The sequence below is a fragment of the Candidatus Pelagibacter sp. HIMB1485 genome (assembly GCF_052048055.1).
Classification (GTDB): domain Bacteria; phylum Pseudomonadota; class Alphaproteobacteria; order Pelagibacterales; family Pelagibacteraceae; genus Pelagibacter.
Window position 1 is genome coordinate 688168 of the sequence record NZ_JBNAIN010000002.1, and the last position, 24076, is coordinate 712243.

At 29.2% G+C, this 24076-nt stretch carries 31 protein-coding genes and 1 riboswitch; of the genes, 15 read left to right on the plus strand and 16 right to left on the minus strand.

Annotated elements, in window-relative coordinates:
* Position 1: 1 nt before the first annotated feature.
* From sufB to ACTTA4_RS06045, 8 genes are all read left to right on the plus strand, one after another.
* Positions 2–1444 (plus strand): Fe-S cluster assembly protein SufB, encoded by a 1443-nt coding sequence (sufB, locus tag ACTTA4_RS06010; RefSeq protein WP_440633953.1) that lies wholly within the window; start codon positions 2–4, stop codon positions 1442–1444.
* A complete protein-coding gene (gene sufC / locus ACTTA4_RS06015; protein WP_440618646.1) occupies positions 1445–2179 on the plus strand; it encodes a Fe-S cluster assembly ATPase SufC in 735 nt (244 codons plus the stop codon).
* The gene (sufD, locus tag ACTTA4_RS06020) at positions 2179–3417 is read left to right on the plus strand and encodes a Fe-S cluster assembly protein SufD (protein WP_440633954.1); all 1239 of its coding nucleotides are present in this window, start codon (positions 2179–2181) and stop codon (positions 3415–3417) included. The genes sufC and sufD overlap by 1 nt, the downstream gene beginning before the upstream one ends.
* The gene (locus tag ACTTA4_RS06025; protein ID WP_262589518.1) at positions 3414–4634 is read left to right on the plus strand and encodes an aminotransferase class V-fold PLP-dependent enzyme; all 1221 of its coding nucleotides are present in this window, start codon (positions 3414–3416) and stop codon (positions 4632–4634) included. The genes sufD and ACTTA4_RS06025 overlap by 4 nt, the downstream gene beginning before the upstream one ends.
* Complete coding sequence (sufU, locus tag ACTTA4_RS06030; protein ID WP_262589517.1) at positions 4631–5095, plus strand: Fe-S cluster assembly sulfur transfer protein SufU; 465 nt, start codon at positions 4631–4633, stop codon at positions 5093–5095. Before ACTTA4_RS06025 ends, sufU begins: the two co-directional genes overlap by 4 nt.
* A 2-nt stretch (positions 5096–5097) precedes the next feature.
* Positions 5098–5397 carry an SUF system Fe-S cluster assembly protein gene (locus ACTTA4_RS06035; RefSeq protein WP_075506523.1) on the plus strand — a complete coding sequence of 100 codons (300 nt, stop codon included), beginning with the start codon at positions 5098–5100 and terminating at the stop codon, positions 5395–5397.
* Positions 5397–5729: a HesB/IscA family protein gene (locus ACTTA4_RS06040; protein ID WP_075506524.1), complete on the plus strand. Its 333-nt coding sequence runs from the start codon at positions 5397–5399 to the stop codon at positions 5727–5729. Before ACTTA4_RS06035 ends, ACTTA4_RS06040 begins: the two co-directional genes overlap by 1 nt.
* Before the next feature lie 71 nt (positions 5730–5800).
* On the plus strand, positions 5801–5971 hold the full coding sequence (locus tag ACTTA4_RS06045; protein ID WP_262589515.1) for a hypothetical protein: 171 nt from the start codon (positions 5801–5803) through the stop codon (positions 5969–5971).
* A gap of 7 nt (positions 5972–5978) precedes the next feature.
* On the opposite strand, the gene glnA is transcribed toward ACTTA4_RS06045, so the two are convergent.
* Entirely contained in the window at positions 5979–7385 is a 1407-nt protein-coding gene (glnA, locus tag ACTTA4_RS06050; protein ID WP_440633955.1) for a type I glutamate--ammonia ligase, read from the minus strand.
* Between the two features lie 140 nt (positions 7386–7525).
* Here glnA and ACTTA4_RS06055 point away from each other — a divergent pair, with 140 nt between their 5' ends.
* Both ACTTA4_RS06055 and ACTTA4_RS06060 read left to right on the plus strand, forming a co-directional pair.
* The gene (locus tag ACTTA4_RS06055) at positions 7526–8008 is read left to right on the plus strand and encodes a YbaK/EbsC family protein (protein ID WP_440633956.1); all 483 of its coding nucleotides are present in this window, start codon (positions 7526–7528) and stop codon (positions 8006–8008) included.
* Positions 8005–8886, plus strand: a complete 882-nt coding sequence (locus ACTTA4_RS06060) for a DMT family transporter (RefSeq protein ID WP_440633957.1) — start codon at positions 8005–8007, stop codon at positions 8884–8886. Before ACTTA4_RS06055 ends, ACTTA4_RS06060 begins: the two co-directional genes overlap by 4 nt.
* Here ACTTA4_RS06060 and ACTTA4_RS06065 read toward each other — a convergent pair.
* The 3 genes from ACTTA4_RS06065 to ACTTA4_RS06075 form a co-directional block, all read right to left on the minus strand.
* Positions 8879–9784 (minus strand): homocysteine S-methyltransferase family protein, encoded by a 906-nt coding sequence (locus ACTTA4_RS06065; protein ID WP_440633958.1) that lies wholly within the window; start codon positions 9782–9784, stop codon positions 8879–8881. The genes ACTTA4_RS06060 and ACTTA4_RS06065 overlap by 8 nt on opposite strands.
* Before the next feature lie 7 nt (positions 9785–9791).
* A riboswitch (SAM riboswitch) is annotated at positions 9792–9854 on the minus strand.
* A gap of 91 nt (positions 9855–9945) precedes the next feature.
* Entirely contained in the window at positions 9946–10536 is a 591-nt protein-coding gene (locus ACTTA4_RS06070; protein WP_440633959.1) for a putative 2OG-Fe(II) oxygenase, read from the minus strand.
* A 36-nt stretch (positions 10537–10572) separates the two neighbouring features.
* Positions 10573–11319 carry a sulfite exporter TauE/SafE family protein gene (locus ACTTA4_RS06075; RefSeq protein WP_440633960.1) on the minus strand — a complete coding sequence of 249 codons (747 nt, stop codon included), beginning with the start codon at positions 11317–11319 and terminating at the stop codon, positions 10573–10575.
* Between the two features lie 15 nt (positions 11320–11334).
* On the opposite strand from ACTTA4_RS06075, the gene ACTTA4_RS06080 reads away from it, so the two are divergent.
* Positions 11335–11835 (plus strand): molybdenum cofactor synthesis domain-containing protein, encoded by a 501-nt coding sequence (locus ACTTA4_RS06080; protein WP_440614609.1) that lies wholly within the window; start codon positions 11335–11337, stop codon positions 11833–11835.
* On the opposite strand, the gene ACTTA4_RS06085 is transcribed toward ACTTA4_RS06080, so the two are convergent.
* From ACTTA4_RS06085 to moaA, 8 genes are read right to left on the minus strand one after another with little or no spacing between them, the layout of a single operon-like run.
* The gene (locus tag ACTTA4_RS06085) at positions 11816–12232 is read right to left on the minus strand and encodes a YqaA family protein (RefSeq protein ID WP_440614608.1); all 417 of its coding nucleotides are present in this window, start codon (positions 12230–12232) and stop codon (positions 11816–11818) included. The genes ACTTA4_RS06080 and ACTTA4_RS06085 overlap by 20 nt on opposite strands.
* 21 nt (positions 12233–12253) lie before the next feature.
* Complete coding sequence (locus ACTTA4_RS06090; protein WP_440633961.1) at positions 12254–12499, minus strand: DUF1244 domain-containing protein; 246 nt, start codon at positions 12497–12499, stop codon at positions 12254–12256.
* Positions 12492–13076: a sulfite oxidase heme-binding subunit YedZ gene (locus ACTTA4_RS06095; RefSeq protein WP_440633962.1), complete on the minus strand. Its 585-nt coding sequence runs from the start codon at positions 13074–13076 to the stop codon at positions 12492–12494. The genes ACTTA4_RS06090 and ACTTA4_RS06095 overlap by 8 nt, the downstream gene beginning before the upstream one ends.
* Entirely contained in the window at positions 13076–13981 is a 906-nt protein-coding gene (msrP, locus tag ACTTA4_RS06100) for a protein-methionine-sulfoxide reductase catalytic subunit MsrP (protein ID WP_075506535.1), read from the minus strand. The genes ACTTA4_RS06095 and msrP overlap by 1 nt, the downstream gene beginning before the upstream one ends.
* Complete coding sequence (locus ACTTA4_RS06105; RefSeq protein ID WP_440614604.1) at positions 13968–14420, minus strand: molybdopterin synthase catalytic subunit; 453 nt, start codon at positions 14418–14420, stop codon at positions 13968–13970. Before ACTTA4_RS06105 ends, msrP begins: the two co-directional genes overlap by 14 nt.
* On the minus strand, positions 14420–14689 hold the full coding sequence (locus ACTTA4_RS06110) for a molybdopterin biosynthesis protein MoeD (protein ID WP_262589501.1): 270 nt from the start codon (positions 14687–14689) through the stop codon (positions 14420–14422). The genes ACTTA4_RS06105 and ACTTA4_RS06110 overlap by 1 nt, the downstream gene beginning before the upstream one ends.
* 5 nt (positions 14690–14694) lie before the next feature.
* Positions 14695–15240 carry a cyclic pyranopterin monophosphate synthase MoaC gene (gene moaC, locus ACTTA4_RS06115; RefSeq protein WP_440633963.1) on the minus strand — a complete coding sequence of 182 codons (546 nt, stop codon included), beginning with the start codon at positions 15238–15240 and terminating at the stop codon, positions 14695–14697.
* A gap of 1 nt (position 15241) precedes the next feature.
* Positions 15242–16234, minus strand: a complete 993-nt coding sequence (gene moaA, locus ACTTA4_RS06120) for a GTP 3',8-cyclase MoaA (protein ID WP_440633964.1) — start codon at positions 16232–16234, stop codon at positions 15242–15244.
* A 33-nt stretch (positions 16235–16267) separates the two neighbouring features.
* Between moaA and ACTTA4_RS06125 the strand changes: the two genes are divergently transcribed.
* Positions 16268–17107 (plus strand): phytanoyl-CoA dioxygenase family protein, encoded by an 840-nt coding sequence (locus ACTTA4_RS06125; RefSeq protein ID WP_440633965.1) that lies wholly within the window; start codon positions 16268–16270, stop codon positions 17105–17107.
* 35 nt (positions 17108–17142) lie between these two features.
* Here the strand turns inward: ACTTA4_RS06125 and ACTTA4_RS06130 are convergent, their stop codons facing one another.
* Genes ACTTA4_RS06130 through iolG form a run of 3 tightly spaced genes read right to left on the minus strand, consistent with a single transcriptional unit; the run spans position 17143 to position 19980 of the window.
* A complete protein-coding gene (locus ACTTA4_RS06130; protein ID WP_440633966.1) occupies positions 17143–18105 on the minus strand; it encodes an aldo/keto reductase in 963 nt (320 codons plus the stop codon).
* A 19-nt stretch (positions 18106–18124) separates the two neighbouring features.
* Positions 18125–18979, minus strand: coding sequence for an SDR family oxidoreductase (locus ACTTA4_RS06135; RefSeq protein ID WP_440633967.1), 855 nt, complete (start codon positions 18977–18979; stop codon positions 18125–18127).
* Complete coding sequence (gene iolG, locus ACTTA4_RS06140; RefSeq protein WP_440633968.1) at positions 18979–19980, minus strand: inositol 2-dehydrogenase; 1002 nt, start codon at positions 19978–19980, stop codon at positions 18979–18981. The genes ACTTA4_RS06135 and iolG overlap by 1 nt, the downstream gene beginning before the upstream one ends.
* A 129-nt stretch (positions 19981–20109) precedes the next feature.
* Between iolG and iolE the strand changes: the two genes are divergently transcribed.
* Positions 20110–21012 carry a myo-inosose-2 dehydratase gene (gene iolE, locus ACTTA4_RS06145; protein WP_440633969.1) on the plus strand — a complete coding sequence of 301 codons (903 nt, stop codon included), beginning with the start codon at positions 20110–20112 and terminating at the stop codon, positions 21010–21012.
* 44 nt (positions 21013–21056) lie between these two features.
* Here iolE and ACTTA4_RS06150 read toward each other — a convergent pair whose 3' ends face one another.
* Positions 21057–22022 carry a hydroxyacid dehydrogenase gene (locus ACTTA4_RS06150; RefSeq protein WP_440633970.1) on the minus strand — a complete coding sequence of 322 codons (966 nt, stop codon included), beginning with the start codon at positions 22020–22022 and terminating at the stop codon, positions 21057–21059.
* A gap of 113 nt (positions 22023–22135) precedes the next feature.
* On the opposite strand from ACTTA4_RS06150, the gene ACTTA4_RS06155 reads away from it, so the two are divergent.
* Both ACTTA4_RS06155 and ACTTA4_RS06160 read left to right on the plus strand, forming a co-directional pair.
* Positions 22136–22732 (plus strand): TRAP transporter small permease, encoded by a 597-nt coding sequence (locus ACTTA4_RS06155; RefSeq protein ID WP_440614590.1) that lies wholly within the window; start codon positions 22136–22138, stop codon positions 22730–22732.
* Complete coding sequence (locus ACTTA4_RS06160) at positions 22732–24021, plus strand: TRAP transporter large permease (protein ID WP_440633971.1); 1290 nt, start codon at positions 22732–22734, stop codon at positions 24019–24021. The genes ACTTA4_RS06155 and ACTTA4_RS06160 overlap by 1 nt, the downstream gene beginning before the upstream one ends.
* The last annotated feature ends 55 nt before the right edge of the window (positions 24022–24076 follow it).

The following is a 24076-nucleotide window of genomic DNA, read 5'->3' on the forward strand; positions in this document are numbered from 1 at the left end:
TATGGATAGTAGGCAGAAAGAAATAGATAGTTTGAAAGATTACAAATATGGTTTTTCAACAGATATAGAAAATACAAAAGCCCCTAAGGGTTTGAATGAGGATGTAATAAAATTTATCTCCAATATTAAAAAAGAGCCTCAATGGATGTTAGATTTTAGATTAAAAGCTTTTGAAAGATTTAAACAACTAAAAGAGCCTGATTGGCAGAAACCAAAATATCCTAAAATAGATTATCAGGATCTCTACTACTACTCAGCTCCTAAAAGCATGAAAGATAAACCAAAAAGTTTAGATGATCTTGATCCTAAATTATTAGAGACATATAAAAAATTAGGAATTCCCCTTCAAGAGCAAGCAAGATTAAATGGTATTGCTGTAGATGCAGTTTTCGACTCTGTTTCTGTTGCAACTACTTTTAAAGAAGAACTTACTAAGCAAGGAATTATATTTTGCTCGATGTCTGAAGCTATTCAAAAACATCCTGAATTAGTTAAAAAATATCTTGGATCAGTTATTCCTACAACTGATCATTTTTTTGCAACTCTTAATTCTGCAGTCTTTACTGATGGCTCATTTGTATACATTCCAGAAAATGTTAAATGTCCTATGGAATTGTCTACTTACTTTAGAATCAATGCATCAGAAACAGGACAATTTGAAAGAACATTAATCATAGCTGATAAAGGAAGTTATGTAAGCTATCTAGAAGGATGTACAGCTCCAATGAGAGATGAAAATCAATTGCATGCAGCTAATGTTGAATTAATTGCTCTTGACGATGCAGAAATAAAATATTCAACAGTTCAAAATTGGTATCCAGGAGATAAGGATGGAAAAGGTGGAATATATAATTTTGTTACTAAAAGAGGATTATGCAAAGGTAAAAATTCTAAAATTTCTTGGACCCAGGTAGAAACTGGTTCAGCAATTACTTGGAAATATCCAAGTTGTATTTTGAAAGGTGATAATTCTGTCGGTGAGTTTTATTCTATAGCAATTACAAACAATCATCAAAAAGCTGACACTGGAACTAAAATGATACACTTAGGAAAAAACACAAAAAGTAAAATAATTTCAAAAGGAATTTCAGCAGGTAAATCAGATATGATGTACAGAGGATTAGTAGATATATCTTCAAAAGCTGATAATTCTAGAAACTTTACTCAATGTGACTCTTTATTAATGGGCAACAGATGTGGAGCTCACACAATTCCTTATATCAAGAATAAAAATCTTAAATCAAATATAGAACATGAAGCAACAACATCAAAAATTAGTGATGAACAGCTATATTACTGTAATCAAAGAGGATTAAATCAAGAAGAGGCAGTTAGTTTAATTGTAAACGGTTTTTGTAAAGAAGTTCTGCAGCAGTTGCCAATGGAATTTGCAGTAGAAGCACAAAAACTTGTGGGTATTAGTTTAGAGGGGAGTGTTGGATAGATGTTGTCAATAGAAAATCTTAAAGCAAAGATTGATGAAAAAGAAATATTAAAAGGTTTAAATTTAGATATTAAACCAGGAGAAGTTCATGCAATTATGGGTCCAAATGGATCTGGAAAAAGCACATTATCAAATATTTTGTCAGGCAAAAAAGGTTACGAAATAAATGGTAAAGTTACATTTGATGGAGAAAACTTATTAGAATTAGAAACAGAAGAAAGAGCTCATAAGGGAATCTTTTTAGCGTTCCAATATCCAATGGAAATACCAGGTGTTAATACAAACACTTTTTTAAAAACATCAATAAATGCAATTAAAAAAGCTAGAGGCGAAAAAGAGTTAGATGCAATTGAATTTTTAAAATTAATAAAAGAAAAATCTGCAGAACTAAAATTTGATGAAAAAATTTTAAACCGTCAATTAAATGTTGGATTTTCGGGTGGAGAAAAGAAAAAAAATGAAATTTTACAAATGTCTATCCTAAATCCAAAATTATCAATTCTAGACGAAACAGATTCAGGATTAGATATAGATGCTTTAAGAATAGTTTCAGAAGGAGTTAATTCACTAAGAAATAAAAACAATTCCTTTTTAATAATAACTCATTATCAAAGATTGTTGGATTATATCAAACCTGATTTTGTTCATGTTCTTAAAAATGGACAAATTATTAAATCAGGTGATTTTGAATTAGCAAAAGAATTGGAAAAAGTAGGTTATGAGGATTTTAATTAATGCAAAATGAACTTAAATTAAATTTTGATAAAATTATTAGTTTAAATAATTTTTCTGATAGTCAGAAAAAAATTAAACAAGAAAATTTTAATAATTATTTTGAAAAAGGCTTACCAAATAAAAGAAATGAGGATTGGAAATTTTCAGATATAAATCAAATTATTTCAAAAAATTTTGACAATTTAAACTTTATTGTTGATCAAAATAAAATTTTTGAAGAAAAAGATTTTCCACTAGAATTTGAACATAATAAAATAACTTTTGTTGATGGAAAATTATATGATTTTGATTTTAAACACGAAGCTAAAGATAAAATCTTAGTCGATCAGAATTTAGACTTAGATGATACTGTTTATCAAAATACTCTTTTAAATTTGAATTCAGCATTTCTTACTAGTGTTTCGAAAATTACTATTAAAAAAGGTTACAATGTTAAAAAACCTTTGATTTTATTTAATTATTTAAGTGATGGTTTAAAATCTTCTGCAATTAATTCTAGAGTAGATATTAATTTAGAAGATGACAGTTCATTGTGTGTAGTTAATTTTTTAAATGAAAATTCTGAAAAAAATTTCATTAATTTTAGACAAAAAATTAAGATTGGAGATAATTCAATTTTAAAAAATTACAGTCTAGACTCAAATACTTCAGAAAATATAAAGTATTTCAACAAAGATATTAATTTATCTAAAAATAGTCATTTAGAATATTTTATTTTATCAGAAGGTTCAAAATTTATAAAACAAGATATCAATTGCAATCTAGATGACGAATATGGTTCTATTGCATTAAATGGAATTATCAATTTAGAAAATGAAAAACATCATGAAATAAAAACTGTAATTAATCATAAAAAAGAAAATTGTAAAAGTTATCAATTAATTAAAAGTGTATTGAATGATAAATCAAAAGGTATTTATCAAGGTAAAATTTTTGTAAGTCCTGAAGCACAAAAAACAGATGGATACCAATTAAGTAGAGCTTTATTGTTAAATGAAAGTGTTGAATTTAATGCTAAACCAGAATTAGAAATATATGCAGACGATGTTAAATGTTCACATGGATCTACATCAGGAAATATTGATGAAAATTCAATTTTTTATTTAATGTCTAGAGGTCTCAGTTATTCAGAATCAAAAAAATTATTAACAAATGGTTTTCTTAACGAGGTAATTGAAAAAATTTCTAATGAAGATGTAAAAAAATTAGTTAAAAAATTATCAGGTATAAATGTATGAACATAGATCAAGTTAAAAAAGAATTTCCAATATTTGATGAGAAAATCCAAAATAATGATTTGGTTTATTTGGATAGTGCAAATTCATCACAAAAACCAAAAGTAGTGGTAGATAGAATTAATGAATTTTATACCAAACAATTTTCTAATGTTGGTAGAAGTGTTCACTATCTTGCGGTTGCTGCAACAAATTTATATGAAAATACTAGAACATCAGTTCAAAAATATATTAATGCTAAAGATAAAAATGAAATAGTATTTACCAAAGGTGCTACCGAAGCATTAAACCTTGTTGCTAATACATTGGGTCAAAATCATTTAAACGAAGGTGATGAAATATTAATTACCGAATTAGAACATCATTCAAATTATGTACCTTGGCATTTTTTAAGAAAATCTAAAAATATAAAAATTAATTTTGCAGAAATAAATGAAGAGGGAGAAATTACACTAGAAGAAATTGAAAAGAAAATTACTCCTAATACAAAAGTTATTTCAATTACTCATTTATCAAATGTGACTGGAGCAATATTACCTGTAAAAGAAATTACTGATTTAGCACATTCAAAAGGAATAATAGTTGTCGTAGATGGTTGCCAAGGAGCTCCTCATTTAAAGCTAGATATGCAAGATTTAGATTGTGATTTTTATGCAATTTCTTGTCATAAAATGTATGGCCCTACAGGATTAGGGGTTCTTTATGGTAAGAAAAAGTGGTTGGATGAACTTCCTCCTTACCAAGGCGGTGGAGGAATGATTAGAGAGGTTAAAAAAGATAGAATTACCTATGGTGATTTACCTAATAAATATGAAGCTGGAACTATGGCTACAGCGCAAGTTATTGCTTTTGATCAATCAATTAAATTTCTGGAGAGCGTAGGTATTGAAAATGTTATGAAACATGAAGCAGAATTAGTTGAGTATGGCCAGGAATTATTAAAAAAAAATAATTCAGTAAAATTAATTGGAAATCCAAAAAATAAAGGTGGAGTTTTGTCTTTCACTTTAGAAGGTGTGCATCCTCATGACATCGCAACAATTTTAGATGAAGACGGAGTTGCAATAAGAGCTGGTCATCATTGCTGTCAAATTTTACATGACAAACTTAATATACCAGCGAGCGCACGAGCTTCCGTTGGAATATATAATACCAAAGAAGATTTAGATAAACTTAATGATGCAATAAATAACTGTAAGAAAATATTTAATTTAAAATGAATTTAAAAGAATTATATCAAGAAATAATTTTAGAGCATGGAAAAAATCCAAGAAATCTTCGTAAGACAGAAGATTTTAATAAAGATGCCAAAGGCAACAATCCACTGTGTGGCGATAACGTTCATGTCTATTTAAAATTAAATGGTCAAAGAATTGTAGAAGATATTTCATTTGAAGGTAGTGGTTGTGCAATTTCTATGGCTTCTGCATCAATAATGACTGATTTAATTAAAGGCAAAAATGAAAATGAAGCAAAAGAAATTGTTGAAGATTTTTTAGGGATGATTAAAGAAAATCCTGAGCTTAAATCAGAAAATCTTAAAGAAGATGAAAAAACAAAACTAATGTGTTTATCTGGAGTAAAACAATATCCAATGAGAGTAAAGTGTGCAACACTATCTTGGCATACACTAGTCTCAGCTTTTGATAATAAAACTGATGAGGTTAAAACAGAAAATTAATTATGTCGAAAAAAGATCAAATTATTGAGGAAATTAGAAAAATTTATGATCCTGAGTTACCAGTTAATATTTATGAACTAGGTTTGATTTATGATATTAAAGTTGAGGATGATAAATTTGCAAAAATTAAAATGACTTTGACCACTCCTAATTGTCCAGTTGCTGAAAGTTTGCCTAAAGAAGTTAAAGATGGTGCAATGCAAGTTGAGGGTATTGAGGACGTTGATCTTGAATTAGTTTGGGACCCACCTTGGAATAAAGACATGATGTCAGAAGCTGCAAAACTGGAGTTAAATTTATAATGAATCCAATTATTAAATTAAGTGATAATGCTGCGGAAAGAATTAAAGAAATTATGTCTAATGCAGAAAAAGATTCTTTAGGTGTAAGAGTTTCAGTTAAATCAGGAGGTTGTGCTGGTATGTCTTACGTCATGGAGTATACCAAAGAAGTAAATCCAAATGATGAAGTCATTGAGGAAAAAGGTGTAAAAGTATTTGTTGATTCTGCAGCTATTATGTATTTGCTTGGAACAGAAATGGATTACAAAAAAGAAGAGCTATCTTCTTCTTTTGTTTTCAATAATCCCAACGAAACAGAGAGATGTGGTTGCGGAGAATCCTTTAAAATCTAGCAAAAGTTGAATATTCCCATTTAACGCATATCAGTATTGCGTAATATGCATACCTAGTATATATATTAGGTATGAACAAATTTGAATTTAAAAATCTTGTTAAAAACCTAAAAGATACAATTAAAGAAAGAACATTCTTTAAAGATTTACGTAAAGAAGTTGAGACCGGTGCAAACGGTACTCAAGATTACGTTGTTAAAAAAGGTATTAACAAAGATACAATTGCAACAACCAAACAGTAATTAAATATTAACTACTGTAATACATCTCAAACTCTACAGGATGAGGTGCGTGTTCAAATTTATGAATTTCCTCAAACTTAAGAGCTATATAAGCATCGATTTGGTCGTCAGTAAATACACCACCTTGAGTTAAAAACTCTCTATCTTTATCTAAACTTTCCATTGCTTCTCTTAAAGATCCACAAACAGTTGGTATGGCTTTTACTTCTTCTGGTGGTAATTCATATAAATCTTTATCAAAAGACTCACCCGGATGTATTTTGTTTTTAATTCCATCAATACCAGCCATTAGCATTGCTGCAAATGTTAGGTAAGGATTACCTGCTGCATCTGGAAATCTAATTTCACATCTCGCACCTTTTTTACTTAGAGTAATTGGAATTCTACATGATGCCGATCTGTTTCTTGCAGAGTAAGCTAATAATACTGGAGCTTCAAAACCAGGTATTAATCTTTTGTAACTATTTGTTGTAGAGTTAGCAAAAGCATTAATCGCTTTAGCATGTTTTAAAATTCCACCAATATAGTGTAATGCAGTTTCTGAAAGTCCTGCATATGCTTCACCTGAAAATACAGGAGTATCACCTTTCCAAATAGATTGGTGAATATGCATACCTGAACCATTATCACCTGCAACTGGTTTTGGCATGAAAGTTGCAGTTTTCCCAAATGAATGTGTTACCATTTGAACTACATACTTATAAAGTTGAACATTATCTGCTTGGTCAACTAAAGTTCCAAAATACATACCAAGTTCGTGTTGACTTGGAGCAACTTCATGGTGATGTTTTTCAACTTTGATGCCAACTTCTTTTAAATTTTTTAAATATTCACCACGCATATCTTGCTCACTATCAACAGGTGGCACAGGGAAATAACCTCCTTTGATTTGAGGTCTATGACCCATATTTCCATTTTCATATTCTTTACCTGAATTATATGGACCTTCTTTACTATCTATTTTAAATCCACTTTCATTCATATCATTTTTAATTCTTACATCATCGAAAACAAAAAATTCTGGCTCAGGTCCAAAAAACGCTTTATCACCAATACCTGAAGCTTTTAAATATTCCTCTGCTTTTTTTGCAACTCCTCTTGGATCTCTTTCGTAAGGATCTTTTTTGATTGCATCTAAAATATCACAGAACAAAACTACAGTATTATGAGACGTGAAAGGATCCATGAACATTCTTGCAGTATCAGGTTTTAAAATCATGTCAGATTCGTTAATTGCTTTCCATCCAGCAATAGATGAACCATCAAAAAATACTCCCTCATTAAGCATGTCGGCATCCACTATTGATGCATCCATAGTTAAATGTTGAAGTTTTCCTCTTGGATCAGTAAATCTTAAATCTACAAATTCTGCTTCTTTTTCTTTAATATATTTTAAAACGTTTTCTGCACTCATTTTGTCTCCTATGTAATTTTGATGGAGCCTAATTAGCAAAAAAAAGTTAAAAAATAATGCTTATTTAATAAATAACACCTATGCATTTTTTACATAAGTAGTGTATCTACTCAATCAAATTAAGGAATTTAATAAATTCAATGGAATCAATACTAAATAAAGAACCGGTAAAAAGGGCAGAAAAAGCTCTTAAATCATTCGATCAAAATTTAAATGTTATCTTATTAGAAAAAACAGCAAGAACAGCCAATGATGCTGCTACAGCTTTGGGTTGCAACGTTGGTGCCATTGTTAAAAGTTTACTTTTTAGGGCAGGTGACAATTATATATTAAGTTTAGTATCTGGAGACAAACGTTGCTCATTAAATAAATTAAAAAAAATTCTCAATGAAAAAGACGTGTCTATGGCATCTCCTGAAGCTGTTAAAGAAAATACTGGATATACAATTGGTGGAGTGTCTCCAGTAGGGCACTTGAAGCGATGTAAAATCTTTATTGATAAAAGTCTTGAGAGATTCCCCGATATATTTGGAGCAGCTGGACATCCAAATGCTGTTTTCAAAATAAATTATAATAAGTTAATTGAAATAACAAACGGAACACCAGAAGATATTATTGAATGAGAGAACCAAAACTAATTGATTATAGTTTATTAACGTTGCTAGCATTGATTTGGGCATCTGCTTTTTTTAATATTAAAATAGCAACCTATTCGTTTGGACCTGTTACGATTGCATTTCTAAGAGTTTTTTTTGGTTCAATTCCAGTTTTGCTACTTTGCTTTTATAAACAAATTAAAATCGAGGCATTTTCAAAAGATTGGCATTGGTTTGCAATGATTGGATTTATAAATTTAGTAGCTCCATTTTTTTTAATAGCATATGGAGTAAAATCTGTTCAAAGTAACTTAGCAGCAATTTTAATGTCATCAACTTCACTTAGCTCAGTAGTACTAGGACATTTTTACACCAAAAATGAAAAATTTAATTTAATTAGAACAACTGGAGTTCTAATTGGTTTTTCAGGAATAGTTTATTTATTTTCAGATAATTTATTAATTAATGAAAATAACTTTACTTCAGCATTATTAATTTTGTTAGGTGCTACTTGTTATGTAATTGGAGGTCTTTTAACATTAAAAATAAGTAAGAAAAAAAATGAAAATGTAACCAGTTCAATTTTGATTTGGGCTACTATTATATTATTACCTTTAGTATGTTTAATTGAACAACCTTGGAAAACTGTTCCAAGATTAGATTCTACTATTTCAGTTGTTTATCTTGGTTTGGTATCTACTGGAATTGCTTGGTTATTGAGATTTAGAATTTTAATTAACAATGGTTTAATTTTTCAATCTCAAGTATCTTATTTAATTCCAATATTTGGTACCATTTTAAGTTATATCTTTTTAAAAGAATTAATAACAACGAAAGTTATAATTTCATTGATAGCAGTTGCTACAGGTATCTATTTTGTAAGAAAAGGTACAAAATTTAAATAGTGTTTTTAATTGCCTCTATATGTGAAGGCCGAGTTTCACAACATCCTCCAAGAATAGTTGCTCCATTTTCTCTAAATTTTTTTGCAAAAATTGATATTTTTTCAGGATCTAAATCTTTTCTTTGACCTAAAAAACTATTGGGGTTAGATCCATCATTCTCTTTATATTGAGAAGTATAACCACCTTTTGGTTTAGTTGTGACAAATCCGTTTAATTTGAAACCAAATGGAACTTTAAGTTTTTGAATTTCATCTAAATTATTCTCATAATTTTCAGGTGAAACACATGCTAGAATTACTCCTAGGCAATTTTCGGTAATTATTGAATTAATTTCAGAAATTTTTTCTCCACTTGGTAAAGAGTTTCCCTCAGAAATATGAACCCCAACCAAGTATGGTTTATTAAATTTTTTAATAGCTTCTATTCCACATCTAATTTCTTTGATACTGCTCCATACATCAAAATAGAAAAAATCTACTGAAGGGTTTAGTATTTCTGCTAATTCCAAATGATCTTTTGTAATTTCTTTTTCACTTCTCTTGTCTTCTTCATATGTCAAATCTTGAGGCGGGAGTCCTCCTGCAATCTTAATATGTGGATTATTTAATTTAGCTTTTTGTGCAATTTCACAGGCTTTCTGATTTAAGAATTTAAATTGATCTTCTATTCCATTTTCTCTCAATCTTTTTCTTCTCGTTGTAAAAGTTGTAGTTACAATTACATCAGCTCCCGATTTAATAAAATCATTATGAATATTAAGTATTAAGTTGTGGTATTTTTCCTCAATTAAAGCATTTGCACTCCACAAAGTTCCTTTAGGCTCCATACCTCTGGCCAATAATTCTTGACCCATTCCACCATCTAAAATTTTTGTTGTTTTAAAAAAATCCTTATTCATTTTATCCTCACTTTTTTAGTGCTTAAGCGAAATGCAGGTGCACAATATAGTTCAAATACCTTGCTAATTAGATCTATTGGGAATTTCCATTTTAGCAGTTTATGCCCGCAATAGGATCAAATCGGCAATTAGATTTATATAATATTATTAAAATTTGTAAATTATTTATTAAAAATTATTTTAGCATTGAAAGAAAATGATCTTCTTTCTTCCTCAATATTAAATGGGTAGGCTGTATGCATTAAGTAATTGGGAAATATTAAAAGATCGCCTTTTTTTGGTATCAAATTAAAAATACTTTTTGAAAGAAAAGCTTTTTGCCCATTAATAAAATCAATCGTACCATTGGTTTTTATTTTTTTATTTTTAACATTTTTATTTTTAGTCATATGTTTAGGTATTTTTAAATAACCAACTCCTGACAAATCACCCTCATGATAATGTATAGGATTATACTCATTTTTATATTGGCTAACGACCCATAGGTTTAAAATTTTAATTTCTTTAATTTTTTTAATATGTTCTTTAGTTAGAAAAATTTTAATATTTTTTATTAATTCTTTTTCCAAATTTTTTTTTATAAAACTTTTAGAAATTTGAACTTCTTTTCTAATTTGACTTGCTAATTTTGAACTATAATCATTTGATTTTGAGAAGATTTTTGTATCAACTTCTTTGTTAAGTTTCTCTAAAAATTTTTTAGAAATTTTAGATTTTCCTATTGAAGGCCCAAATGGTTTAAAATTTTTCATGAAAGATTAAATATATCAAATAATAATTAATTCAACTTAAGCTATAAGTGTTATGCCCATTCTTATAGCGACAAAAATTACTAAGCATGCAGTTAACAGAGCTAATATTTTGTTAGATAAGAATTTTATATTTAAAAAACTTCCTATTTGACCACCAATTAATACAGCAATAAATAGTGGCCAGTAATTCAAAAATTCGTTGAAAACTATATCCTTTGTTAACTGTCCACCTATACCAAATACTGAATTTACTAAAATAAACAAAGAAGCAGTACTTGTTATATGCTTTGGAAATCCTGCTTTCATCAAAAATAAAATAGGACTTAAAAATATCCCACCACCAATTCCAACCAAACCAGATATAAAACCAATTATTGATCCTATTAGTATTGATAAAACTAGGGGTATTTTTTTAATAACAATTTCTTGTTTGTTAAAAGATTTGCTTTCAATAAGTAAAAAAATTCCAGCTAATATTAAAATAAAGAAAAGTAAAATCTCAAATAAATTTTTGTCAATTGAGATAGATGCTCCAATAAAAGCAAGAGGTATAGAACCAATTAAATAAGGATAAAGTAAATTAAAATTAATATTCTTTGATTTTAAAAAATTTATAGAATTTCCAGAAACTACAATAATATTACAAATCAAAGCTAAAATTGGAAAAATATAGTAAGGGACATCCCAAATTAAAAGTAATGCAAGATAAGTAGAGCCACCACCAAATCCTATGCTTGAATATAATACTGCAGTTATAAAAAAAAATATTGTAAGTATAATCATTAAAAAAATTTATTTATGATTGTAAATATAGCTTTACTAACTGTAACAGATACAAGAACAATTGATAACGATAAATCTGGTGCGATCTTGGTTGAAAAAATTAAAGAGGCAAATCATCAATTAATTGATAGAAAAATTTGTAAAGATAATAAAGAAGATATAGTTAAAATTCTAAAAGACTGGACTAATCATAAAGATATTGATGTTATCATTACAACTGGTGGCACAGGTTTAACTGGAAGAGATATTACACCCGAAGCTGTTGATGAAATAGCAGATAAACATATTCCAGGATTTGGCGAAGTTTTTAGGACTATTAGTTTAAAAACAGTTGGTACGTCTTCAATTCAATCTAGAGCTTGTGCAGTTCTATCAAATGGTAAATACATATTTGCCTTACCAGGATCCTCAGGAGGAGTAACAGATGCTTGGGACGGTATCCTTAAACATCAATTAGATATTAATCATAAACCTTGTAATTTTGTTGAATTGTTTCCTAGACTAAAAGAGAAATAAAAAAATATCTCATTATTTTTCCAAAACTTACAAGCAATAAAAAAATTAAAAATTTAATTCTCATCGTTCCAGCGACAAAAGTAAGTGGATCACCAATAATTGGTACCCAGGCAAATAACAAAGACCATTTACCATACTTTTTAAACCACTTAGACGACCTATCAATTTGTGTTCTACTAAATGGAAACCATTTTTTATTTTGAAATTTAAGTAAATAAATTCCTAGAAACCAATTGAAGATAGATCCTAAAATATTTCCAAAACTTGCAAAAAATATTAACAAAAATTTATTATAAGTTTCTGATAATAGATAAGTTGCCAATATAGCCTCTGATGAAAAAGGAAGTATAGTTGCCGCTAAAAACGAAATAATAAATAGACTTAAATAAGCAAACATTAACTTGAATTGAATAGAAAGTTATTTTTGGTATTTTTCTTTCCATTCAGAGTAGGGCATTCCATAAATACGTTGCCTTGCATCAGGATCTGATATTTCTACTCCTTTTTTTTCAGCTTCTTCTCTGTACCATCTAGACAAACAATTTCTGCAAAATCCTGCTAAATTCATTAAATCAATATTTTGAACGTCTTTTCTCTCATCTAGATGTTTTATTAATCTTTCAAGTGTAGCTGATTGAATTTCTTTTTTTAGATTGTCATCCATAATTTACGTTCCTATTTTTAATTTTAATTCTTAAAGCAAGTAAAACAAGTATTATTGCCAAATATACTAGTGGTCTAAAAAAAATTGTTTTAGATAACCATATATAATGAAGAGCTCCAAATATCGCTATTACATAAATTAATCTGTGTAATTTTTTCCAATTATTTTTTAATAACTTCATCATCATTTGAGAAGATGTAATTGCCAATGGAAGCAGTAATACCCATGCCGCAAATCCAATAAAGATATATTTTTTTTTCAGAACATCATCAAGTATTGGCTGTAAATTAAATCTATAATCTATACCTATGTAAGTAAGCAGGTGAAGAGATGCGTAAAAAAATACAAACAATCCCAACATTCTTCTAAAACTTATCCAAATATTTAAATTAGTTAGCCTTTTAAGTGGTGTCATACTTAATGTTAGACAGATAAATATTAAAGTCCACTCTCCAGTAAAATGAGTAATTTCTTTTACAGGTTCTGGCCCCAGTTTATTGAAGTATATTTTATAAAAAATTAATAAAAACGGAATTGTGCTTAAAATAAATACACCTGGTTTAAAATATTTTCTCATTAAAAATATTTTTTTAGATCCATCCCTGTGTATAAATTTGCGACTTCATCTCCATAACCATTGAACATAAGTGTTTTTACTCTTGGCACCCAAATATCTTTACCAATTATTCTTTCTGTTGCTTGAGACCATCTAGGATGATCTACATTAGGATTAACATTAGAGTAAAATCCATATTCTCGTGGAGATGCCCACATCCATGAAGAAGTCGGCATTTTTTCTACAAATTTAATCTTAACAATTGCTTTTGCACTTTTGAAACCATACTTCCAAGGGATAAATATTCTCAGAGGCGCTCCATTTTGATTTGGAAGTTTTTTACCATACAAACCAGTCACAACTGTAGTTAAAGGGTGCATTGCTTCATCTATTCTTAATCCTTCTTTGTAAGGCCAATTCAAAACCGGATATCTTTGACCTTTCATTTGTTCAGGATCATAAACACTTTCAAATTCAATATACTTTGCTTTGCTAGTTGGGTTTACTTTTGACAATAATTTACTTAACGAAAAACCCATCCATGGAATTACCATTGACCATCCTTCTACACATCTTAATCTGTATATTCTTTCTTCAGAGGTAAATGTTTCGGTTATTTCTTCCATAGAAATTTTGATAGGTTTTTCAACTTCACCCTCTATACTTATTGTCCATGGTGATGTTTTAAAATTTTGTGAATTAACATAAGGATCACTCTTTGAAGTACCGAACTCATAATAATTATTATAAGTTGTTATATCTTTAAAACTTGTAAGTTCATTCCTATCATCAGCTTGAGATTGACTTGCAAAAGGAATTGTGGCTAAAGCTAAAGAACTTGCTCCATACCCAAGAGATTTAACAAAAGATCTTCTATTTTTATAAATTTTCTCTGGTGTTATTTCTGAATACTTAATTTTTTTCATGAATAATAGGATTTCCTTTTAACCAATCACTTTGATTATTTGTGTAATGTTCTTTTTTCCATATAGGAGACCTTTTTTTAATTTCTTCAATTATATATCTTGATAGTACATAAGCCTCATCTCTATGCTTGCACGCAACTGCTATAATAATACTAATTTCGCCTAAGTTTAAGTAACCTTTGGCATGTTCAATAAAAACACTCTTATTCTTTATGTTTAGTTTTTCTTCTGCCTCACTATAAATTTCTTCAAAACTTTTTATTACCAAAGCATCATGGCTATCATATGTAATACCTAAAACACTTTTATTATTATTTTGATTACGAACTGTGCCACTAAAAATTAGTGATGCTCCAAAATCATTGGATGCTATAAATTTTTCAGCATCAATTAATGATAATTTTTTAACTTTACTATCTATAATGTCAGTATGAAGCATTAGCCTCCTCCAATTGGAGGAATAATACCAATTTTTTCATTGTTTGTGATTTTATAATTGTCGCTAACAATATTATTTTTTTCTGAACAAAAAGCTGAAGAGTTAATGATTTTTATATAATTTTCATTTCCATTGAATTTCTGATCTACATATTGAATTATTTTATTCCTTATATCCTTGATTGTTGTTTTTTGACCCAGATCTAGTTCTAATAAATTTTGGTCATTAAAATCTCTAGCAGCTCCAAACAACTCAATTTTAACTTTCATAAAGTTTAGAAAAAATCTTTTAAAAAATTCGGAATTCCATCTGGATTTTTCCATAATCCAGTTTTTCCACCTTCTTTAATTAATAATTTTACATTATCTATTTTTAGATGAGGATTTACAATTTTGCTTAAATCGTAAATTGTAATCAGAGCTGTATTTACACCCATTATTGCTTCCATCTCTACACCTGTTTTGGCATAGGTGGAAACCACACAGTATACTTCTAGTGAACTATCTTCTTCATTCATTATGATTTTAGTAGCCGTATGATCTATTGGAAGAGGATGACACAAAGGTATTAATTCACTTGTTTTTTTAACACCTAATACTGCCGAAACTTCTGCTAAAGTAATTGGATCACCTTTAGGCATCTTTTTACTTTTAATAAGTTCAAATACCTCTTTGCCAACATAAATTTTTCCTGATGCCAAAGCTCTACGGAAAGTTTCTTTTTTTTCAGAAACATCAATCATTTTAAATGAATTTTTTTTAAAAATTTCTTTTGCCCAGTTTTTTAAATCGTTGTTAGTTACAATCTTTAAATTTTTCATCTTATCCACCTGTTGTTGATAGATTTTTTGTTAATCCTGTTTCTCCTATTTCTAAATAGTGAGATTCTTTTTTATAATTTAATTGTTTCAAAATTAAATCTTTCAGTTCTTCAGTTTGGTCATCTCTTTGCATCAAGTGTCTAATATTTATTCCAGTATTTCCAAATAAACACAATCTTAAATCACCCTTGGCAGTTATTCTTAGTCTATTACAACTCTTACAAAAATCTTTTGAGTAGGGTGCAATAACACCAAATTTTCCTTTGTATTCAGGATTTATATAATTCTTTGAAGGACCAGCATCTTTACCAAATGTTTGAATCACCCAATTATTATTATTTAAATAATCTGTAAATTTATTTGCAGACACATGATACTGATTAAAATAATCTAAATTATCTCCAGTTTGCATTAATTCTATATATCTAAAATCAATTTGATTATTTTTTATAAAATTAGCCCAACTTTTAAAATCTTCTTCTTTATCATTAACACCTCTAAGAAGGACTGCATTAACTTTAATATTTTTAAAATTTAGTTTTTGTAATTTTTTAATTCCTTCTAAAATTTCATTTAATCTATCATGTCCAGTAATTTTTCTAAAAGTCTTTGGATCAAGACTATCAATACTTATATTTATACCATCAAGACCACTCTTATTTAAATCATCTGCAATTCTATCTAAGTGATATCCATTAGTAGTAATTACAGTTTTTTTAATACCTGAATTTTTTTTAATTATTTTAATTATATCCAAAAAATCTTTTCTAACTGTAGGCTCTCCTCCAGTTAATCTTATTTTAGATACACCTAATTCTGATAAAGCTTTTGCAAGTCTTCCAATTTCTTCTTTAGTGATAAAAGTTCTGTTATCACTTTTATCTATCTTATAACCATCAGGTAAACAGTAGCCACATTTAAAATTACACACATCAGATATTGACAATCTTATGTATTGAAACCTCCGCCCAAAACTATCTTTGAGAATATTCATATGATATATTGAGTATTATTTCTTAAATAATCTATGAGTCAAATTTTAAATGATAATGAGATCAAACTATTTAAAAGAGATGGAGCGGTATTTTTAAGAAATAAATTTGATATCAAATGGATTGAGCTTTTAAGATCTGGAATAAATAAAGCAAAAAATAATCCAAGCCCCAGGTTTACTAATCATACCACAGATCCAAATTTACCTTGTTATTTAGAGGATTTTTGGACATGGAACTTACATAAAGAATTTGAGAATTTTGTTTTTAATTCACCTACAGCTAAAATTGCCTCTGAATTACTAGATGCTAAGCAGATTAATTTAGTAATGGATAATTGGTTTTTTAGAGAAGCTGGCTCTACATCTAAACCACCATTTCATCATGATATTTCTTATTTTGATTTTGAAGGTTCAATGTGTGTTTTGTGGATACCTCTTGAACCAGTAAGAAAAGAAGATTCTATAGCTTGGATAAAAGGCTCTCATTTGTGGGATAAATTATTCCTAAGAACTCGTTTTAAAGACGGTCATAAAGTTGATGGAGCAGAAGGAGTTGTTAATGGTGTTAAGTATGAATTAACCCCAGATATAATTTCTAATAAAGAAAATTATGAATTTTTAGAATGGGATTTAGAAGTAGGAGATTGTGTATATTTTGATATTAGGACTTTGCATGGAGCTTTACACGAAACTACTCCAAAATCAGATGTAAATAGATTTACACTTAGAATGGCGAAAGAAAATTCAAAAATAATTTATAGAGGTGATTGGGCTAGAGAAGAAAGATTAATTATGGAAGCTAATGGATATAAAAATGGTGATGATTTAAGTGGTAAAATGTTTCCAACCCTTTATGAAATTAATTCAAATTAATTATAAAATCTATTTGTCTTAAATTTTTTTAAAATTTAACCTGGAGTATATGTCCTCTCAGACTCTGGATCTTTCGTTGAGTAAGGTAATTTTAAAACTTCATTCCAAAATTCTTCTGGAATATCTGTTTCAGCCCATGAAATATTTTTCTCAATACTCTGAACGCTAGTAACACCACAAATAGTAGATGTTATTCTTTTATCTTTCATAGAAAATTGTAAAGCTGCAGCACCCATTTCAACATTATATTTCTTACAAACTTTTTCTATTTCTCTAGCTGGTGCAAGTTTTTCTTCAGTAGCATCCTGGTAAGTTATTTTTTTAAAATTACTTGGACCTTTTGCCAAAACACCGCCCGCGTAAGGGGCAGCGTTGAAAATAGATATATTTTTACTATAAGCATAACTGTACATTTCATCCGCTTCTCTATTTAACAAAGTGTATCTGTTGTGATTTATTATGACATCAAAGTCCCACTTTCTTAAGATTGGGAACATAATATCTATTCTTCCCATAGCTAAACCAACTGCTTTTGCCAAACCTTCTTCTTTAATTTTAAACAGTTCATCCAATGCTCCATCTTTTTTAGTTACGTCATTTATATCTTTTACGTATTCTGGGTCATGAAGAAATAAAACGTCTACAGAATCAACGTTTAAAGCCTTTAAACTTTCTTCAACAGACTCCCTTGTCCTTTTTTTATCAAGAACCAATGTATCCATATTTCTATCGATCTTAGTTGATAAGACAAATTTTTCTGGCCACCCACCATTTTCTTTTATTGCAATACCAATTCTTTTTTCACTTTCTCCCATTGCGTAATTTCTTGAAGTATCAAGCATATTTACAGGACCTTGAAAAAATCTTTTTAGTGTTTCCTGAGCTCTTTGTTCAGGTACTTCATAACCGTAAGTATCTGGCATACTACCCAAAGAAGATGTTCCAAAACTCAATTCAGTAACTTCTACACCAGTATCTTTAATTATATTTTTTTTCATAAGTTAATTTAAATTAGGCTCATTCACCCAAAAGACTATCATCCAAAATTTTAGTGTCATATGCAGAATAAGAATGCCATCCCGCAACCGTTTGATCAAAATCAATAATGCTTCCAGTCATAATCCCCGATTCATCTGAGCACAAGAAAGCTAAGATCTTAGCAACATCCAAAGGTTTGTTTAATCTTTTGAAAGGAACTTTTGCCTCAGCTTTTTTAAGCCAATCATCATCTGCGTTATGAAATTTTTTCTGAATTACTGTTTCTGCGGGTGTATCTGTCCATCCTAAATTTACACCATTTACTCTTATTTGATGACCAGAAACTGAATTTGCAACATTTTTAATCATTACTGCTAGTGCCGCTTTAGAAGAACTGTAAGCAGTTAAGAAAGGCATTCCACTATACCCAGCCATTGATAAAATATGAGCAATAGTTCCTTTTTTTTTATCCCTAATCATTATTTTTATAACGTCTTGCATCATAAAAAGAGGAGCCTTCACATTTACATTAAAATTTTTGTCATAATTTTCTTCTGTTGTACTTAAAATTGTTCCTCTCTCAGTAAAAGCAGCAACATTAATAAAACTATCTACAGTATTGAATTTTTTATCAGTCTCAGAAATTATTTTTTTACAATCTGCAAGTTTCTCTAAATCAGCTTGAACGTATAGACATTCTGCGCCCATACTTTCTATTTCTGATTTTACCTTGTTTCCTTTCTCTTTATTTCTTCCACAGATAGTTATTCCTTTAGCACCTCTACTTGCTAGTAATTTTGCAGTCTCAGCTCCACTTCCTTGAGTACTTCCAGTTACAATTATTATTCTATTTTTAAATTGATTAGATTGTTCGGATATATATTTATTAGACATTAGAATTTTATATCTATTACCTTACCACTTTCAAACGATTCATATGCTGCATTAGCTATTATCAATGCGTTTCTACCGTCTTCAAAACCTACCAAAGGTTTAGTTTTATTTTCAACACATTTCACGAACTCATTAAATTGATCTCTATAAGCTTGCTCATATCTTTCAATAAAAAAGAAATGTATTGGTTCTTTTTCATTTGTAGATTTATTTGTGTACCTTTCTAAAGAAGTAGGAGTTTGATTATTTGAAATAACCATTCCCTTACTACCAAAGACCTCAACCCTTTGGTCATATCCATAAACCGCTCTTCTGGAGTTATTAATATGAATTAAAACACCTTTTTTTGATTTTAATATAAACATTGCAGTATCAAAATCCTTTACTTGTTGTGAATTTTTATCAAACAAAGCATCTCCAAAAGCAGATACTTGAACCACAGGATCATCACCTAAAATAAATCTAGTTAAGTCAAAATCATGAATAGTAGTGTCTCTAAAAAATCCTCCTGCAGCTTTTAAATATTCAATACCTGGAGGCTCGGGGTCTCTACTTGTAATCACAACCATTTCTAATTCACCAATTTCTTTTTTTACTCTTGCTTGTTGTGCTTTTGAGTGACTAGCATCAAATCTTCTATTAAAGCCTATTTGAATAGGAACATTTGTTCCTTTAATATTTTCCATACATTCATTTACTTTATTTATATCTAAATCAATTGGCTTTTCACAAAAAATTGCCTTTCCTGCTTTTGCTGCCATTGTAATAAATAGAGTATGGGTTGGAGTAGCAGATGCTATAAGAACTGCATCTATATCATCTGAATTAATTGCTTCTTCTGGCGAGGATGCAATTGAACAACCTGTTGATTTTGCTACTTCTTCAGCAAATTGAGAGTTGACGTCATATATGTATTTTAATTTTGCATTTGGATGTGCAGCTATAAATTTAGCATGCATTTTTCCAATCCGACCTGCTCCCATTAAAGAAAAGTTAATCATAAGGATATAGAACAGAATTAAAAAACAAAATCAAGAAACTATTTTTTAATGAAGAATTAAAAATAAAATTTTCTTGATGCACATAAAATCATCATTTAAAAAACCATCTAACTTTTAAATAAATTTTGTATGTCAGTAAAATTAGGAATAGCACCAATTGCATGGAGCAATGATGATATGCCAGAATTAGGTGGTGATACTTCTTTAGAACAATGCTTGTCTGAAGCTAGTCAGGCAGGATTTATTGGAATTGAGTCTGGTGGTAAATTTCCAAAAAAATCAGAAGAATTAATTCCAAAACTTACTGAATTTAAATTAAATCTTTGCTCAGGTTGGTATGGAGCTAATTTAAGAACAAATAGTGTCGATGAAGAAAAAAATCTAATTCAAGATCAGTTAAAGCTTTTTAAAGATTGTAATTCACCATGTATGGTTTTTGCTGAAGTTTCTGGCTCAATTCAAGGAGATCCAAATCGAAAATTATCTACAAGACCTCAAATGGATCTGGAAGAGTCTAAAAAATATTATGAAAAAATTTCAGAAATGGGAAAATATCTTGAAGATGAAGGTATGCCACTTGCTTATCATCATCATATGGGAACCGTAATAGAGACAGAAGAAGATACAGTAAGATTACTTGAAAACACTCATGATAGTGTAAAACTAACATTAGATACTGGTCATATGTTATTTGCTCAGGGAGACTCGTTAAAAATATTAAACGACTTTAGCGAAAGATTAATTCATATGCATTGTAAGGACATTAGAAAAAATGTTTTAGAAAAATCTTTAAAAGAAGACTTAAGTTTTAGAGGAGCATTTTTAGAAGGTGCATTTACAGTTCCAGGTGATGGATGTATTGATTACAAGCCTTTATTTGATGTATTGAAAGAAAAAAATTATTCTGGATGGTTAGTAGTAGAGGCAGAACAAGATCCTGCAAAAGCAAATCCATTTGAATATGCAAAAATAGGTTACAAGTATTTAACCGAAACTTTAAATCTTAGTGGTATTGAGATTTATAAAAGTTAATTTTCAATAAATAATAAATCTAAATTTTTAGATTAAATCTTTTACTATAGTCTTACAATTTTTGATTTTTCCAATGTATCATCGAAATAATCAATTATATTTTGAATTGTTTCTACTCCCATTCTTGTCATACATTCATCAGTAAATGCTGCTGTATGTGGACTTAAGTAAACTTTTTCATTTTTTAAAAGAGGATTATCATTTTCTGGTGGCTCTTGTTTGAACACATCAATTCCTGCTCCAAATATTAAATCTTCATTTAAAGCCTTATCAAGATCTTCCTCATGAATAATTCCACCTCTAGCGGCATTAATGATGATACAGTTTTTCTTCATCGTTTTAAGTAAATCATAATTAATAAGATTTTCTGTTTTTTCAGTTAAAGGCATATGTAAAGATATTACATCCATTGTTTTTACTGCCTCTTCAAGATTATCAACTTTTTTTCCACCAAGCTTCTCTATTGTATCTTTATCTACAAATGGATCATAGACGAATACATTCATTTCAAATCCTAAACATCTTTTAATAAGTGCTTTACCTATTCTACCAAATCCCATAATTAGGAAATTTTTTTTCCATACTTCAATAGTTTTGGGTAATTTATTTCTATCCTTAAAATTACCTTCTTTAACCGTCGTATGATAAAGCTCTCTTCTTTTTGCAATATTTAGCAAGACAAACATAACATGCTCTGCAACTGTAACTGCATTAGCATTAGCTGTAATAGCAATTTTTACATCTCTCTCTTTAGCTGTTTTTAAATCAATATTATCGTAGCCTACTCCATGTCTAGATATTATTTTAAGATTTTTTGCTTCGTTAATTACCTCACCTGGTAGTTTTGCTATTCTAATTGAAGCACCATCACAATCTTTTATTTTAGCCTTTAAGTTTTCTACTGAAACATCGTCAGTTACCTCTACATCAAAATCTGGATGGTTATTAATTAATTCCATGCCTTTATCATGAACTTTTTGGATAACTAGAATTTTCTTTTTATTACTCATAATTTTTATTTAAGCTTTTCTGTTGAAGGCTTTTCTAATACGAAAAATATCTAACAATGTAAAATAGTTTTTTAAAAAGTTGTAATTATTTTCTTATTAAAATAAATTTAGTTGTGAATTTAACTATAAAAACTCTACTTTACATTTTTAACTTTCTTGAAAAGATAAATACTTTTTTTCTAAGAATTGGAAGACAATTTGCATGGATCGCAATTTTTTTAATGGTTGTCGTAATTATGATCCAAGTTTTTTTTAGGTATGTTCTCAACAACGCATTACCTTGGCCTGATGAAGTTGCGAGATTTTTAATGCTATGGATGACAGGGTTAATAGCTCCCTCAGCTTATAGGTGGGGTGGTTTTGTCTCAATTGATATGCTGGAAAGATTTTTACCTAAAATCATATCAACTTTTTTAACCTTATTTTTATTGATCATATCTTTATTTGTTTTGATCATTGGACTTGAATTAGGTTTGAAACACATTAATGCTGGATGGATATTTAATTCAGCTTCAATCAAAATTCCATTTAATTTAATTGGCGGCAAAGCAGAGCCAATAAAATTAGCCTGGATGTATATGTCGTTACCTGTTGGAATTGTTTTTTTGATTTCAGTAAACATAGAGTTAATTTTAAGAAATTTTTTAAGTAATTTTACAAAATTAGAATTACCTGAAGATTTAGATAAACAAAAATTGGAGACACAATAATGTTGATTTGGTTTCTCCCTTTATTTTTATTATTTTTGTTAATTGGATTACCAGTATTTTTTGGATTGTTGGCTGCTCCTGGAATTTTACTTTGGCTGAATGATCAATCTAGAGATGGAGCTATGCTTTATAGAAATATTTACAATGGTATTGATAGCTTTCCTTTAATGGCAATTCCTTTTTTTATGTTAGCTGGTGAGCTAATGAATAGGGGAGGAATTACTCAAAGATTAGTTGAATTTAGCCAGGCGATGATGGGGCATTTAAAAGGTGGTTTGGCACATGTTAACGTCTTAACTTCAATGCTTTTTGCTGGCCTATCTGGATCTGCAGTTGCAGATACTTCTGCAATTGGTTCAATGTTAATTCCTGCAATGGAGAAGCAAGGGTATACAAAAAAATTTTCAGCAGCAATTACCGCAGCGAGTTCAGTAATTGGTCCAATCATTCCACCTTCAGGAATAATGATTATTTATGCATACGTTATGGGAGAGAGCGTAGCTGCTTTATTCCTAGCAGGTATTATTCCTGGAATTTTAGTTGGTGTTAGTTTGATGGTTACAATCAAGTTTATGGCTAAAAGATATAATTTTCCTGCCGTAACAAAAAAGACAACATGGAGACAAAGAGGAAAAGCTTCTTTGAAAGCTTTTTTCCCATTGATGACTCCTGTTATAATTCTAGGAGGTATACTTGGAGGGATTTTTACTCCAACCGAAGCATCTGCAGTTGCAGCTGCTTACGCAATGTTTATTGGTTTATTTGTTTTAAAATCTTTAGAGTGGAAAGACGTACCAAAGGTTATGACAAAAGCTGCAATGGTTTCATCTGTAGTATTACTTTTGGTTGGTGCTGCAATGGCTTTTAAAACAGTTGTTAGCTTATCTCATGCACCAGAATATCTTGCTGAATTTGTTTTAGGATTAACTGACAATCCTTATATTTTATTATTTCTGATTAATATTTTACTATTTATTGTTGGAATGTTTTTAGATGCTGGTCCTGCAATAATTATTTTAGGACCAATACTTGGACCAGTGTTTGTAGAATTAGGTGTACATCCAGTTCATTTTGCAATTATTATGTCAGTTAACTTAACTGTTGGTTTAGCAACACCACCAATGGGTTTAGTTTTATTTGTTGCATCCTCAGTTTCTGGTGAAAGAGTTGAAACTATATCAAAAGCAATATTGCCATTTTTAGCAGTAGAAGCAATTGTAATATTTATAATTACTTACTTCCCGTCAATCTCAATGACCATTCCTTTACTTACGGGTTTTGCAAAATAATTTTAATTTTTAGATAATAGACACAGTGGTTCAATTTAGGTATAGTTTCTATACT

Excerpts from the sequence above, each read along its gene's own strand:
- ACTTA4_RS06105 (WP_440614604.1), bottom strand. The coding sequence starts at position 14,420 with ATGCTTCATACTGACATTATAGATAGTAAAGTTAAAAAATTATCATTA.
- iolE (WP_440633969.1), top strand. The coding sequence starts at position 20,110 with ATGTCAGTAAAATTAGGAATAGCACCAATTGCATGGAGCAATGATGAT.
- ACTTA4_RS06075 (WP_440633960.1), bottom strand. The coding sequence starts at position 11,319 with ATGATTATACTTACAATATTTTTTTTTATAACTGCAGTATTATATTCA.
- ACTTA4_RS06160 (WP_440633971.1), top strand. The coding sequence starts at position 22,732 with ATGTTGATTTGGTTTCTCCCTTTATTTTTATTATTTTTGTTAATTGGA.
- moaA (WP_440633964.1), bottom strand. The coding sequence starts at position 16,234 with ATGAATATTCTCAAAGATAGTTTTGGGCGGAGGTTTCAATACATAAGA.
- sufU (WP_262589517.1), top strand. The coding sequence starts at position 4,631 with ATGAATTTAAAAGAATTATATCAAGAAATAATTTTAGAGCATGGAAAA.
- ACTTA4_RS06135 (WP_440633967.1), bottom strand. The coding sequence starts at position 18,979 with ATGTCTAATAAATATATATCCGAACAATCTAATCAATTTAAAAATAGA.
- ACTTA4_RS06065 (WP_440633958.1), bottom strand. The coding sequence starts at position 9,784 with ATGAATAAGGATTTTTTTAAAACAACAAAAATTTTAGATGGTGGAATG.
- sufD (WP_440633954.1), top strand. The coding sequence starts at position 2,179 with ATGCAAAATGAACTTAAATTAAATTTTGATAAAATTATTAGTTTAAAT.
- ACTTA4_RS06150 (WP_440633970.1), bottom strand. The coding sequence starts at position 22,022 with ATGAGTAATAAAAAGAAAATTCTAGTTATCCAAAAAGTTCATGATAAA.
- ACTTA4_RS06055 (WP_440633956.1), top strand. The coding sequence starts at position 7,526 with ATGGAATCAATACTAAATAAAGAACCGGTAAAAAGGGCAGAAAAAGCT.
- ACTTA4_RS06090 (WP_440633961.1), bottom strand. The coding sequence starts at position 12,499 with ATGGATGACAATCTAAAAAAAGAAATTCAATCAGCTACACTTGAAAGA.
- iolG (WP_440633968.1), bottom strand. The coding sequence starts at position 19,980 with ATGATTAACTTTTCTTTAATGGGAGCAGGTCGGATTGGAAAAATGCAT.
- ACTTA4_RS06095 (WP_440633962.1), bottom strand. The coding sequence starts at position 13,076 with ATGAGAAAATATTTTAAACCAGGTGTATTTATTTTAAGCACAATTCCG.
- moaC (WP_440633963.1), bottom strand. The coding sequence starts at position 15,240 with ATGAAAAATTTAAAGATTGTAACTAACAACGATTTAAAAAACTGGGCA.
- ACTTA4_RS06110 (WP_262589501.1), bottom strand. The coding sequence starts at position 14,689 with ATGAAAGTTAAAATTGAGTTGTTTGGAGCTGCTAGAGATTTTAATGAC.
- sufB (WP_440633953.1), top strand. The coding sequence starts at position 2 with ATGGATAGTAGGCAGAAAGAAATAGATAGTTTGAAAGATTACAAATAT.
- glnA (WP_440633955.1), bottom strand. The coding sequence starts at position 7,385 with ATGAGTGCAGAAAACGTTTTAAAATATATTAAAGAAAAAGAAGCAGAA.
- ACTTA4_RS06040 (WP_075506524.1), top strand. The coding sequence starts at position 5,397 with ATGAATCCAATTATTAAATTAAGTGATAATGCTGCGGAAAGAATTAAA.
- ACTTA4_RS06130 (WP_440633966.1), bottom strand. The coding sequence starts at position 18,105 with ATGAAAAAAAATATAATTAAAGATACTGGTGTAGAAGTTACTGAATTG.
- ACTTA4_RS06060 (WP_440633957.1), top strand. The coding sequence starts at position 8,005 with ATGAGAGAACCAAAACTAATTGATTATAGTTTATTAACGTTGCTAGCA.
- ACTTA4_RS06080 (WP_440614609.1), top strand. The coding sequence starts at position 11,335 with ATGATTGTAAATATAGCTTTACTAACTGTAACAGATACAAGAACAATT.
- ACTTA4_RS06035 (WP_075506523.1), top strand. The coding sequence starts at position 5,098 with ATGTCGAAAAAAGATCAAATTATTGAGGAAATTAGAAAAATTTATGAT.
- ACTTA4_RS06070 (WP_440633959.1), bottom strand. The coding sequence starts at position 10,536 with ATGAAAAATTTTAAACCATTTGGGCCTTCAATAGGAAAATCTAAAATT.
- msrP (WP_075506535.1), bottom strand. The coding sequence starts at position 13,981 with ATGAAAAAAATTAAGTATTCAGAAATAACACCAGAGAAAATTTATAAA.
- ACTTA4_RS06045 (WP_262589515.1), top strand. The coding sequence starts at position 5,801 with ATGAACAAATTTGAATTTAAAAATCTTGTTAAAAACCTAAAAGATACA.
- ACTTA4_RS06085 (WP_440614608.1), bottom strand. The coding sequence starts at position 12,232 with ATGTTTGCTTATTTAAGTCTATTTATTATTTCGTTTTTAGCGGCAACT.
- ACTTA4_RS06125 (WP_440633965.1), top strand. The coding sequence starts at position 16,268 with ATGAGTCAAATTTTAAATGATAATGAGATCAAACTATTTAAAAGAGAT.
- ACTTA4_RS06025 (WP_262589518.1), top strand. The coding sequence starts at position 3,414 with ATGAACATAGATCAAGTTAAAAAAGAATTTCCAATATTTGATGAGAAA.
- sufC (WP_440618646.1), top strand. The coding sequence starts at position 1,445 with ATGTTGTCAATAGAAAATCTTAAAGCAAAGATTGATGAAAAAGAAATA.